Origin of the sequence: Thalassospira sp. A3_1, assembly GCF_017744215.1 — a bacterium.
Lineage (GTDB): Bacteria > Pseudomonadota > Alphaproteobacteria > Rhodospirillales > Thalassospiraceae > Thalassospira > Thalassospira lucentensis_A.
Map to the genome: position 1 here is coordinate 212597 of NZ_JAGHQQ010000001.1, position 12957 is coordinate 225553.

Here is a 12957-nt window from a genome sequence, read left to right on the forward strand (position 1 = left end):
TCGGCCACCTTTGTCAATAAGGTGCAGGGAGGATGCAGATGTCCGAAACGACAATTGAACAATCAACGGGTCCCGTCAGCGGACTTCCGCAAGGCATTGCGATCCGCGAAGTCACCAGTGACCAGTCGGGCAAATGGCTTGAAGCAGGCTGGCGCGATTTCAAACGCACCCCGGCCATCGGCCTTGCCTATGGCGGGCTTTGCGTTATTGCCGGTTACCTTATTCTGCTTAGTCTCTTTCAATCGGGTCAGCCCTATCTGACCCTGCCGCTGGGTGCTGGCTTCATGCTTCTAGCCCCGGTCATCGCGGTCGGCCTTTATGAAACCAGCCGCCGCCTTGAAATGGGCGAAAATGTCACCCTGTGGCACAGCCTGAATGGCTTCCGGCGCAATCCCGGGCAGCTTGGCGTGATTGGCGTCATTCTGATGCTGTTCTTCCTGGCATGGACGCGCATCGCGATGCTGTTATTCGCGCTATTTTACAACGGATCGGTGCCGTCCCTTGATGTGCTGATCTGGGAAACCTTTTTCTCGCGCGATGCCATCACGTTTCTGATTACCGGCACCATCCTTGGCGGGGTGCTGGCGATGATGGTGTTTGCCATCACGGTGGTATCAATCCCGCTTCTGGTGGATCGCGATGTTGATGTGATTACCGCATTGATCACAAGCGTTGCGGCATTCCGCAAAAACTGGCGGGTCCTGACCGGCTGGGCCGCGATGATTGCCGTCATGGCAGCGTGCGGCATGGTGGTTTTCCTGCTGGGTCTTGCGATCATGATGCCGCTTCTGGGTTATTCAAGCTGGCATGCCTATCGCGGCCTGATCGATACCGAAAAGGCCGAAGCCCGCCGCCTGCGGCGCGTGGTGCCGTAACTGGCCCACAACGCCTGACCTTCACCATCAAACAAAACGCCGCCATTGATAAATGGGCGGCGTTTTATGTTGTCGGGTCGGATTAACTGGTCGCCGATGCCCGCCGATCCGCTGGCCGTGCCGGGCGCACAAGGAACGTACCCGCCACCACACAACCAAGCGTCACGATCAGTTCCGGGCGCAGTGTTTCCCCCAGAAGCAACGTCCCACCGGCAAGACTGGTCAGGGCCATGACATAGCCGATCTGGCTCAGGAAAACCGGGCCTGCCACGCGCTGCAATTCGAAATGGCAGATATACATCATGCTGGCGACCGCCATCTGAACCCCGATGATCAGCCACGCCATGCCATTGCCGAAATCGGGCACATGCAACTGATCACGACCGGTTTCAAACACAAGACACAGGATCGCACTGGCCAGCATCATCCCCGATGCCAGTGTCAGGGGCGACGCCCCCTTGGGCCATGCCACCGTCCGGTACACATTGCCAATCGCCAGACTTACCGGGATTAGGGCCGCGACCAGCAGATAAACCAGAATGGTGCTATCGGGCGCACTGATCTGCGGCACATATAAAAACAGCACACCACAGAAACCGACCATCAACCCCATCAGGCGTTTGAATTGCGCGGTTTCAATCCCGATCCCCATCGAAATCAGATAGGTCATCAATGGCGGCAATGCGGTAAAGACCCCGGCCATCGATGCCCCGATATAGGGCACCATGAAATAGCCAAGCCCCATCGGTAAAGCCAGGCTGACCAGACCGGCCAGAAAATAATAACGGATATAGGTCGCACGCAGGGGCGGCAAACCGCCCCGGCCAATCGACAGTATGCCCAGAACCACTCCGGCCCCAAGGCATTGCCAGAACAGATAGGACAGTGCCGGAATACCCTCCTGCACACCGACTTTGGCAAGCAGGATGGAACTGCCGCCCATCGTTCCGGAACCAATCAGCAATAAAACAGGTTTGAGCCAGGTGGCGCTCATGATCTTGATCCTTCCTCCGGCCGGCGCAGATATGTGGGGCGCGCGGGCAATTTCAATTTTGTTCAAACTAGCACAACATTATCAGTCGATCTTGCCGGTATTTGATCGTAGTTTATTTCCAATATGGAAATTATTTGATCAATTCACGGGGTTATGAATGGACCGTCTGCGCGCACTGGAATGTTTTCGCAAAATCGCCGAACGCGGCACATTTGCCGCCGCGGCCCGGGAACTCAACATGACGCCGGGCTCGATAACCAAGCATATCAACGCGCTTGAAGATCAGCTTGGCGTGCAGTTGATCGCCCGCACGACGCGCCGCATGAGCCTGACCGAAGCAGGTGAAACCTATCTTGGCCGGATTACCGGCATCCTCGATGAAATGGCCGATGCCGATGAAACCGTGCGTGACCTGAATGAAGGTCCGCGTGGCCGGGTGCGTATCGCCGCCCCCATGTCGTTTGGCATCCGGCAACTGTCCCCGATGATTGCCGAAATGATCGATGCCTATCCCGAACTGACCATCGAACTTGAACTGAATGACAAGGTCGTCGATCTGGTAGACGCAGGCTTTGATATCGCCCTTCGGGTCAGTGAATCTCTGCCCAATTCAAGCCTTATTGCCCGGCGATTATGCGGCTATTCCAGAGTCTTGTGCGCAAGCCCCGCCTATATTGCCAAATCCCCTCCACTGACCAGACCCGAGGATCTGTTGAACCACAACTGCTTTGTTTACACCAATGACAGTCGTCCGGGTTTCTGGACCTTCTCCGATGGTGAACATGAACGCAGCATTCAGGTCAAAGGCCGCTTTTATGTCAATAGCAGCCTTGCGAAGCGTGACGCCCTGCTGCAAGGTTGCGGGATCACGCTGACACCCCGTCTGGTTGTCGAGGATTTGCTAAAGGATGGCAGCCTGATAAGCCTGCTCGATGATTTCGCCCCACGCGAACTGGGACTTTTCGCTTTATGTGCACCGCAACGTCATAAACTGCGTAAGATCAGAACCGTGATTGATTTCATGGTCCGGAAGTTACGCGCAAATAATGATCAGAGCATTCGATGACATCGTCCACAACCGCTTCGACACGCCTTCTGGCATCACTGCCCGTCCTTGGTGCCCTGACCATTGCCAATATCGCCCACGCCCAGCAGGATACCGCCAAGGGCCCGCAATCCATGCGTACCCCCGATGATAAATGGGGGGTGTCGCTGTCGATTGAAAACGATCTGTTCACCAAGAACAATCAGGATCAACATTACACCAATGGCGTGCGGCTGGCCTTCGTTTCCCCCGAAGACAACGCTCCCGAACCGGTGCTGAGTGCGGCCAAGGCCGTGCCGTTTTTTGCATCGAACGGTCGCATCCGCACAAGCTACGCCGTCGGGCAAAGCATGTTTACGCCAAACGACATCACCATTGCCGAAAACCAGCCCGATGACCGCCCGTGGGCCGGGTTGCTTTATGGCAGTGTCGGGCTTCTGTCCGATACCGGCCTGCAGCGCGAAGGCGACAGCGACTATTCGCGCATTGATACGCTTGAACTGACCCTTGGCGTTGTCGGCCCGGCATCCTTCGCCGACAACACCCAGAAAGTCGTTCATAAAATGATCGACAGCCCGGAACCCCGGGGCTGGGACAACCAGATCCGCAACGAACCGATTGTAAACCTGGCCTATGAACGCAAATACCGAAGCTGGTTCGAAGGCGATGTGCTGGGCCTTGAATATGACGCCACCCCGCATGCCGGTTTCATGCTGGGCAACGCCTACACCAATGCCGAACTTGGGACCATGTTCCGGCTGGGCTTTGACCTGCCGGCGGATTACGGCCCGCCGCGCATCCGCCCAAGCCTTCCGGGATCGGACTTCTTCGCCCCCGACACCGAAGGCGTCCCCATCAGCGGCTATCTGTTCGCCGGGGCTGCGGGTCGCTGGGTGCTGCGTGACATCACCCTTGATGGCAACACCTTCAAGGACAGCAATTCCATCGACAAGGAACCGCTGGTCGGCGATCTGCAAATCGGTTTCGCCATCATCGTCGGACAGGCGCGCTTCACCTACACCCACGTCTATCGCACCGCCGAATTTGAAGGTCAGGACAAGGGGGATCAATTCGGCTCCCTGTCCGTCTCCTTCCGGTTCTGATCCGGTACGATCAAACAAAAAACGGGGCCACTTGGGCCCCGTTTTGCATTTCTCTAACAGATCGGACGATCTCAAAGACCCGGAATAAGCTTGCCCGGGTTCATCAACCCTTTGGGATCAATGGCGCCTTTGATCGCGCGCATCAGGGCAATCGTATCGGGGCCATGTTCGGCTTCCATGAAATCAAGCTTGCCATAACCGATTCCATGTTCGCCGGTACATGTCCCGCCAAGTTTCAACGCGCGTTCGACCATGCGATCATGCAGGCGTTTGGCTTCGGCCATCTGTGCCGGATCTTCGGGGTCCAGCAGGATCAGGGTATGGAAATTGCCATCACCCACATGGCCGACAATCGTGCAGGTCAGCGGGCTGGCATCGCAATCGGCCCGTGTTTCGCGGATCGCCTCGGCCAGTTTTGAAATCGGCACGCAAACATCCGTCGGCATACCCGCCTTGCCCGGTTCAAGCTGCAGCGACGCGTAATACGCCTTGTGGCGTGCCGCCCACAATTTGTTGCGGTCTTCCTGACGGGTCGCCCACTGGAATTCCTCGGCACCAAATTCTTCGGCCACCGACTGAACAAACTCCGCCTGTTCCTTCACACCGGCGTCTGTGCCGTGGAATTCGAAAAACAGGGTCGGGGCTTCTTTATGGTCGGTCTTGGAATAATTGTTGATCGCCCGGATTTGCATCTCGTCCAGAAACTCGATGCGCGCCACCGGAATACCGGCCTGAATGGTCAGGATCACGGTATCGACCGCCGCATCAACACTTGGAAACGCACAGACCGCTGCCGACATCGCTTCGGGGATGCCATACAGCTTCAACCCGATTTCGGTAATCACGCCAAGCGTACCTTCGGACCCAACAAACAGGCGTGTCAGGTCATAACCCGCCGATGATTTGCGCGCCCGGTTGGCGGTCTTGATGATCTTGCCATCCGGTGTGACCACGGTCAGGTTCAGCACATTGTCGCGCATGGTGCCATAACGCACCGCGTTGGTGCCCGATGCACGCGTTGCCGTCATCCCGCCGATGGAGGCATTCGCCCCCGGATCAATCGGGAAAAACAGACCGGTATCGCGCAGATGATCATTAAGCTGTTCGCGCGTCACCCCGGCCTGAACCCGGCAATCAAGGTCCTCGTTATTGACCTCAAGGATCGCATCCATCCGCGAAAGATCAATACAGATCCCGCCGCGCAATGCCGCCACATGCCCCTCAAGCGACGATCCGGTGCCAAACGGCACGATCGGCACGTTATGTTCGGCGCAAAGTGTGACGACCTTTGCGACTTCCTCGGTCGAGGTGGCAAAAACCACCGCATCGGGCGGGGATGCCGCGTGCCAGCTTTCATCCTTGCCATGCTGTTCAAGAACGGCGGCGGCGGTCGACAGGCGATCCCCCAGCATATCGCGCAAGCTCGCGATCAGGCTTTCGGGGGTTTCAATGCGGTCATATTGGCGATGGGACATGACGTTCCTCTTGGTCTTTGGTGGCTGCCTGCCGGGATCACACAGTATCAGGCGGTATCAAACGGGGCGCATGACTGGCAGGTCAAAAATTTGGCCCCCAGCCTAATCCGATACATCCCAAATTGGTATTACCTTTTGCCGCGAAATGCAAAAAACCGCCCGTGAGATGACGGGCGGTTTTACAAATCCGGTTACGATGTCCGCCTGTCTCAGACGCCAAGTGCATCCTTGACCGCGGCCAGTCCGTCGCCACCATCCTTGGTGGTAACGCCTTCAAGCCACGCATCAAGAACCGACGGATCTTCTTTCAGAAGCTTGGTCGCGGCATCATTGGGCGCCATGCCATCATTGATGATCATCCCCATCATGGTGTTTTCCATATCAAGGGTGAAGCTGACATTATCAAGCAGCTTGCCGACATTCGGGCAGGCCTTGGCAAAGTCAGCGCGCACCAGCGTATAGACATCCGCCCCGCCGTAATTCGGGCCGAAATAATCATCCCCGCCTTCAAGATAGGTCAGGTCGAACTGATTGTTCATCGGATGCGGTGCCCATGCCAGGAACACGATCCAGTCTTCACCGCGTTCAAGGCGCTTGGCCTGTGCCAGCATCGCCTGTTCGCTGCTTTCGACAAGTTCCCAGCCCTCAAGACCGAAATCACCGGAATCGATCATTTTCTGGATCAGCTGGTTGGCCGGTGCGCCCGGCTCGATCCCGTAAATCTTGTGATCGAACTCTTCACCATGCGCGCCAAGATCGGCAAAGCTCTTGATCCCCGCCGCGGCAACATATTCCGGCACCGCAAGCGTGAATTTCGCCCCCTTCAGGTTCACGCCAAGATTTTCAATGCCACCCTTTTCATTGGCCGCATCGACAAATTTCTGCTGGGCGGGCATCCAGTTGCCCTGAAACACGTCGACTTCCCCGGCACCCAGCATTTCAAAGGTCACCGGCACGGAAATGGTTTCGACTTTCTGCTGATAGCCCAAGGCTTCAAGCACCACACCGGTCAGCGCATTGGTCGATGTGATGTCGGTCCATTGCGGGTCGGAAAACACCACGGTATCGCAGGCGGCATCTGCTGCATTTGCAGGCGTCGTCTGGCCAAACCCGGCCAGTGCAACACCGATCGCCATCATCCCCAAAAGTCCTGTTTTTTTCATTTTTTGCCTCCTTCTGATTGGTTAATTGCTGTTCCGGCCGTTCATTCCCCTGCCGCCGGAACCGTCAGACGCGCGTCAAGTTCAACATCATCAAGATCAAGATGATTGCGCATATACATGGTCGAACTATCGCGTTTTGGCTGATGATCCCACGGTGTAACCCGCCCTTGTGTCAGGGCTTCATAAACCAGCTTGCGGCGTTTCTGGCTGTGGATGACGCGTTCGCGGAACGCATCCAGATCCCAGTTTTCCGCAAGTTCGGCACGAAACGCATCGCGGATTTCGCCATGTGCCGGATCATTGATCAGGTCGTGCACTTCATCGGGATCGCTTTCAAGGTCATAAAGCATATCGGGATCAATCCCCGATGCGATGTATTTATAAGCCCCGCGCCGGATCATGATGATCGGGGACAACGCCCCCTCGCCGCAATATTCGCCAATCACCTCGTCATGGCCACCGGTCCCCTGCATGTGCGGCACAAGGCTTCGGCCATCAATCGGCCCGGCCAGCGTCCCCGCCGCATCATCCCCGGCAAGCTCGCGCAATGTCGGCAGGATATCGATCAGCGATACCGACTGCGAAACGCGTTTCTGCCCCTTTGCCCCCGGAAAGGCAAAGAACATCGGCACCCGGGCGCTCGGTTCAAACCACGACATTTTGTACCACATGCCGCGTTCGCCCAGCATGTCGCCGTGATCACCGCTAAACACGATCAGGGTATTGTCGTCCATGCCGGTTTCACGAAGGGTCTGCATCAGCGATCCGACCAGACTGTCGACATAACTGATCGACGCATAATAGGCACGGCGCGCCTGAAGGATTTCGTCATCGGTAACCGGCTGTTCATCAAGATTATAGACATGACGCAAACGCCGTGAATGCGGATCAAGTTCCGCATCGTCGATCTTGACCCGCACCGGATCGATTTCCACCCTGTCATAAAGGTCCCAGAATTCCGGCCGCGCATTATAGGGATCATGCGGATGGGTAAATGACACCGTCAGGAAAAACGGGCGATCATCGTGTTTTTTCTGGCGCGCGACATCATAAAGGTAACGCTTCGCCTCGAACGCGGTTTCGTCATCGAAATCAAGCTGGTTGGAACGGTAAACCGGCCCTGCCTGCGTGACCGACCCCATATTGTGATACCAGCTTGGCCGGTCTTCGAAATTGTCCCAGTCGCAATACCAGCCGTAATCGGCGGGATAGATATCCGATGTCAGGCGGTCCTCATAACCGTGAAGCTGATCGGCACCGCAAAAATGCATCTTGCCCGAGAGGGCAGTGCGGTATCCGGCACGGCGCAGGTAATGCGCCACCGTCGGAATATCGGACGGCAGATCGGATGCATTGTCATAGGCCTCGATCCGGCCGGGCAATTGCCCGGTCATCAGGCAAAAGCGCGACGGCGCGCAAAGCGGGCTGTTGGTATAGGCGGAATCAAAGACCACCGCATTTTCGCACAGCGCATCAATATTGGGCGTTTTGACCACCTCATGACCATAAACCGGCAGACACCGCGCGGCCAACTGGTCGGCCATGACAAACAGAATATTCATCGGTTTTGAGGCCTTCGGCACCGCTAACCCCCTTTTGCTATTCACCAACATGATGTCTTTCGCAAACCGGCCGGATGCGAAAATAACTGGAAACCATATGTTTCATGTTTATCCGGGGGTTGTGAAGGCCGCTTGCATCGATCATTGGTATCAATATAATTCATGTGATGAAATTTCATCACATCCCGTCGCCGCATGCCCTGATCGCATTCGAAGCCGCCGCCCGCCGCGCCAGCTTCACCGCCGCCGCGCGCGAACTGGGTGTGGGCCAGCCCGCCGTCAGCCACCAGATCACCGCCCTTGAGGAACAGCTTGGCCAACCGCTCTTTCGCCGCAAGCATCGCGGTGTGTCGCTAACTCGCGCCGGGCAGGAACTGTTTGATTGCATTTCGGTGGCATTCGGTCAGATCGACCGCACGGTGGAACGGATCAAAACCAGACGGTCAGCCCGGCTCAGTGTCGGCACCGATTTCGCCTTTGCGTCCTTTATCCTGATGCCGCATCTGCCGGAATTCATTGCCCGCCACCCCGATATCGAGGTCAATGTCGTCACCAACCAGACCGGGCATTTCGCCGCCGATCAGAATATCGATATCGAAATCTCGTTCGGGAACTGCCACCCCGAAGACGTGATGCTGATCCCCGAACAGGTCACCCCGGTCTGTAGCCCGGCGTTCCTTGAGGCCCGTGGTCATCCGAAAAACATCGCCGACCTGCGGCATTATCCACTGATCCATCTGGATGATGAAATCGATCATCGCTGGTTCAACTGGGAAAGCTGGCTGCGCACCGCCGGGGTTCGGGAAACCGGGCGGCTTTACGGCCACCGGTTCAACACCTATCTGCTCGTCCTTTCGGCCACCCTGTCCGGACAGGGGGTGGCCCTTGGCTGGACCGCCCTCTTGCAGCAGCACCTGAAAACCGGGCAGCTCGTCACCCTTGGCGATGTGACACTGGGATCGGACCGCGGATATGTCCTGTCCTGCCGGTCAAACACCCACCGGCAGGAACAGATCAATGCGTTTCTCGGCTGGGCCCGCGATCTGGTCGCGCAAAACCCCGAACCCGAAACAGACAAAACCCCGGCCATCGCGTCCTGACGGCCGCGATCCTCAAGCCGGGCTTCTGCCCGGTCCCTAACCCTTGTTGCGATCCTGCGGCAGGGCCGCGGCAATCCGGTCCGCCAGCCGCGCAAATGGCAATGTCTGCAACCAGACGGTCCCCGGCCCTTCAAGGGTCGTAACAAAAAGCCCCTCGCCACCAAACAGCGCATTGGTAAAGCCGCCAATGAATTTGATCGAATAATCAACCGATGGCGTCATCGCCACAAGTGTCCCGGTATCCACACGCAATGTCTGACCTGCCTGCAAATCCTTGCGGATGATCGTGCCACCCGCATGCACAAACGCCAGCCCGTCACCGCGCAACCGCTGCAGGATAAAGCCCTCGCCGCCAAACAAACCGGCACCGAGTTTTTTGGAGAATGCGATATCGATATCAATGCCCGATGCCGCGCACAAAAACGCATCCTTCTGACAAATGATCTCGCCGCCCAGTTCCGGCAAATTCATCGGCACCACCTTGCCCGGATAGGGCGCGGCAAAGGCGACATGCCCCTTGCCCGATCCTTCATGCACGAAACTGGTGATAAAGAACCCCTCGCCGGTCAGCATCCGTTTGAACCCGGAAAAAATCCCGCCGCCCGTGCCGGTCTGCATGGCAATGCCGTCCGACATATACATCATGGCACCAGCTTCGGCCCGCACGCCCTCGCCCGGATCAAGTTCGATCTCGACAAGCTGCATTTCCTCGCCATGGATTTTGTAGTCGATCACGTCTGCCATTTGGGCGTCTCCATCTTCGGGCTTTGGTTAAATCCATCGTCATTGATCAAGTTCAGCACGACCACCCCCTGATCGCAACCAAAAGGGGCGAAATTTCGTCTGCTGTCATCGCAACAACACCAAGCACTTGTAAAAACACCAAAATCGCACGAGGATGAGGTGATCAAGGGCAAGCCGGAGCAACCGGTGAACACCAGATCAGGGTCAAGGCATTTTCATCGCGTTTTCTGGCTGCTGCCACTTCTGGCCGCAATCCTGTCTTCCTGCGCGCCGCGCGATCCCTATCAGTTCAATATCTGCCGCCTCGCCCTGCCGGGGATAGAGGATGAAGACAAACAGATCCGCCTTGTCACCCGGTTTGACGAGACCTCTGACGGCAATCAGATCACCCTGCGTTACCAGTTGCTCGAACCGGGTGAAATCCCCCTGCCCTCGACCGAAACGCACGCCATCACCTGCCATTTCGAAGACGCGACCAAACCCAACACGCCAACCAACCTTTATGCGATTGAAACAACCCGCCTTGGCCCGGTGTCGGACGCGCATATGGCCCTGCTCAAACGGTTCTGGATTGACCGGGTCGGGCGCACCGCACTTGAAAACTATATCGATCCCGAAAGCCACGGCCTGCGCGCCGATGTGCCCGATATCGGCCTGCCGTCGGCCTATGCCACCCAACTGGTGCTAAGCGGTTTGGCGCGCGGCGCGATTTACGGGCTGCTGGCCCTGTCCTTTACCCTGATCTATGGCCTGATCGGGCGTATCAATCTTGCCTTTGGCGAGGTGGTGATGACGGCCGCCCTTGGCACCATCATCACAAGCCTGTGGATATCAGGTATGGTCGGCTGGCTGATCCCGGTGATGGTGGTGGGATCGGTCGCGATGGCGGCCTTTGTCGGATCGGGGTTAAGCCACCTGACATGGCGCAATGTCTTTGGCCCGCTGGGCCGCCGTGCGGCCGGCGGGCGGGCGATGATTGTCGCTTCCCTTGGCTGTGTTCTGGTCATTCAGGAATTTATCCGGATTGTCATATCGGCACGCAATTTCAACCTGCCGCCGATCTGGCAGTTTTCCGTACCGCTTCTGCGCGGCGATCATTTCGTCGTGCGCCTGCACGGGTTCGATATGCTCGCCATTGGCGGGGCGGTTATGGTTGCGGGCATTCTGGTCTGGATCATGGGCAAAACCGCCTTTGGCCGGAACTGGCGTGCCATAAGCCAGGATCGTCTGGGGGCGGCCCTTTGCGGAGTGTCTCTTTCGCGCACTGAATCCCAATCCTTTGTTCTGGCAGGATTTTTATGCGGATTAACCGGTGCAATGTTGGCCCTTCGTTATGGTGTCATTAATTTTCACAGTGGTACGCTTTTCGGGTTCAAGGCACTGACTGCCGCCATCCTTGGGGGAATAGGACGGATGCGCGGGGCGTGGCTGGGCGGGTTAATGATCGGTTTGACCGAAACATTATGGTCGGGATATTTCGGCGGGGCCTATCGCGATGTGGCGGTTTTCGGGCTTCTGGCGGCGATCCTCGTCCTGCGCCCTCAGGGGCTTTTGGGGATAAATGACAGTCATGACAGCTTGTTCTCCGCACGGAACGGACAAATATGAAAAGAACGGCCCCCTGAAACGTCTGGTCACGTCACTTGGCGCACAAAGACCGGCACCATCAGGGAAATGGAGTGACCGGGAACGTCAGGATATGGTGCAGTTCAAGACCCGCGACTGGCTTGTCGATGACGAGGCCATCGCGCCGTCACTCGAAAAGTGGCAGCGTGCGGTCGATCTGATGACCGAACTTCTGGGTGCGACCGCCGGTTTCGTGGTCGAATATAATGACCGGATCGGTTACCGGTCCGTCGTCACCAGCCAGAACGACACCAATCCCTATGCCGGGTGCAAAACCTCGATCACCGGGCTTGATACCAATATTTTCTGCCGGCAGGTCATCGCACAAAGCGACACCTTCTATGAACCGGACGCGCGCGGCAAACCCGAATGGGCCGACAACCCGGAACTGACCGAAGACGGTTTCTGTTCCTATTTCGGGGTGCCGGTCACATGGTCGAACGGCACGATATTTGGCACGATCTGCGTGTTTGACCGTGAACCGACGCGATATTCCGACACGCTGCAAAAACTGATCGAAACCATCCGCGATCTGATCGAAGCCGACCTTCGGCTCTATGAACAGTTCCAGATCATGCGCAGCATCTCGCTGTCCGATCAGTTGACCGGGCTTAACAACCGCGCCGGGTTTGAAATGCTGGCCCAGCAGAAAATCCGCATCGCCAAACGCTATCACCACCATATCGGCCTGATCTTCATCGATCTTGATGACATGAAACACTGGAACGATGATTACGGCCATGCCGCGGGGGATGCGGCACTCAAGGCCGTCGGGGCCGCCATCACCGCCAGCATTCGCGAGGTTGATATCTGCGGGCGGATCGGCGGCGATGAATTTGCCATTCTGGGCTATGTGCGCAATCGCGGCGATCTGACCACCATCATCACCCGTATCCGCAATGCGCTTCTGGCGGTCAAACTGACCGTGGCCGCCTCGAAAAAGCCGATCCACGAAACCCCGAAAATAAGTGCCGGGGCGGCTGTGTTTTTCGAACCGGTCACGGAAAGCCTCGAAACCATGATGGATATGGCCGATCAGGAAATGTATCGCGACAAAAACCGCAAACGATAGCACGGCGGCCCGCCTGTCTTCCCCCGGGCTGTCTGGCTGCCTGCCCCTGCTTTTACGCGGTGATATAAGGCAATCCACCATTAAAACGTGTGCTATATTCTCAAAACACACCAAAGCAGGAAGTGACATCCGGTCAGGTCGATGCTATGACGCCCCCGAAAAACATATGACGCCCTGATCGCCCCGGCGATCCGATAC

General features: G+C 57.1%; 11 protein-coding genes. 6 read left to right on the forward strand and 5 right to left on the reverse strand.

What is annotated here, in order from left to right; all coding sequences use genetic code 11:
- Positions 1–38 precede the first annotated feature (38 nt).
- A complete protein-coding gene (locus J7395_RS00995) occupies positions 39–875 on the forward strand; it encodes a DUF2189 domain-containing protein (RefSeq protein ID WP_209220253.1) in 837 nt (278 codons plus the stop codon).
- An 82-nt stretch (positions 876–957) separates the two neighbouring features.
- On the opposite strand, the gene J7395_RS01000 is transcribed toward J7395_RS00995, so the two are convergent.
- Positions 958–1869, reverse strand: a complete 912-nt coding sequence (locus J7395_RS01000) for a DMT family transporter (RefSeq protein ID WP_062953268.1) — start codon at positions 1867–1869, stop codon at positions 958–960.
- 157 nt (positions 1870–2026) lie between these two features.
- Here J7395_RS01000 and J7395_RS01005 point away from each other — a divergent pair, with 157 nt between their 5' ends.
- Together J7395_RS01005 and J7395_RS01010 are read left to right on the forward strand one after the other, a co-directional pair.
- Positions 2027–2935: a LysR family transcriptional regulator gene (locus J7395_RS01005; protein ID WP_209220254.1), complete on the forward strand. Its 909-nt coding sequence runs from the start codon at positions 2027–2029 to the stop codon at positions 2933–2935.
- Positions 2932–4017 carry a lipid A deacylase LpxR family protein gene (locus tag J7395_RS01010; RefSeq protein WP_062958445.1) on the forward strand — a complete coding sequence of 362 codons (1086 nt, stop codon included), beginning with the start codon at positions 2932–2934 and terminating at the stop codon, positions 4015–4017. The genes J7395_RS01005 and J7395_RS01010 overlap by 4 nt, the downstream gene beginning before the upstream one ends.
- 71 nt (positions 4018–4088) lie before the next feature.
- Here the strand turns inward: J7395_RS01010 and J7395_RS01015 are convergent, their stop codons facing one another.
- The 3 genes from J7395_RS01015 to betC all read right to left on the reverse strand — a co-directional run bounded on the left by J7395_RS01015 (position 4089) and on the right by betC (position 8238).
- The gene (locus tag J7395_RS01015; RefSeq protein WP_209220255.1) at positions 4089–5492 is read right to left on the reverse strand and encodes an FAD-linked oxidase C-terminal domain-containing protein; all 1404 of its coding nucleotides are present in this window, start codon (positions 5490–5492) and stop codon (positions 4089–4091) included.
- Positions 5493–5701: 209 nt separating this feature from the next.
- The gene (gene choX, locus J7395_RS01020; protein ID WP_209220256.1) at positions 5702–6655 is read right to left on the reverse strand and encodes a choline ABC transporter substrate-binding protein; all 954 of its coding nucleotides are present in this window, start codon (positions 6653–6655) and stop codon (positions 5702–5704) included.
- Between the two features lie 41 nt (positions 6656–6696).
- Positions 6697–8238, reverse strand: a complete 1542-nt coding sequence (betC, locus tag J7395_RS01025) for a choline-sulfatase (RefSeq protein ID WP_348541196.1) — start codon at positions 8236–8238, stop codon at positions 6697–6699.
- 146 nt (positions 8239–8384) lie between these two features.
- On the opposite strand from betC, the gene J7395_RS01030 reads away from it, so the two are divergent.
- The gene (locus J7395_RS01030) at positions 8385–9317 is read left to right on the forward strand and encodes a LysR substrate-binding domain-containing protein (protein WP_209220258.1); all 933 of its coding nucleotides are present in this window, start codon (positions 8385–8387) and stop codon (positions 9315–9317) included.
- Between the two features lie 36 nt (positions 9318–9353).
- Here J7395_RS01030 and J7395_RS01035 read toward each other — a convergent pair whose 3' ends face one another.
- Entirely contained in the window at positions 9354–10061 is a 708-nt protein-coding gene (locus tag J7395_RS01035; RefSeq protein ID WP_062953261.1) for a TIGR00266 family protein, read from the reverse strand.
- A gap of 186 nt (positions 10062–10247) precedes the next feature.
- Between J7395_RS01035 and J7395_RS01040 the strand changes: the two genes are divergently transcribed.
- Positions 10248–11669, forward strand: a complete 1422-nt coding sequence (locus J7395_RS01040) for a branched-chain amino acid ABC transporter permease (protein ID WP_209220259.1) — start codon at positions 10248–10250, stop codon at positions 11667–11669.
- Positions 11632–12759, forward strand: coding sequence for a sensor domain-containing diguanylate cyclase (locus J7395_RS01045; protein WP_247741916.1), 1128 nt, complete (start codon positions 11632–11634; stop codon positions 12757–12759). The genes J7395_RS01040 and J7395_RS01045 overlap by 38 nt, the downstream gene beginning before the upstream one ends.
- Positions 12760–12957: the final 198 nt, after the last annotated feature.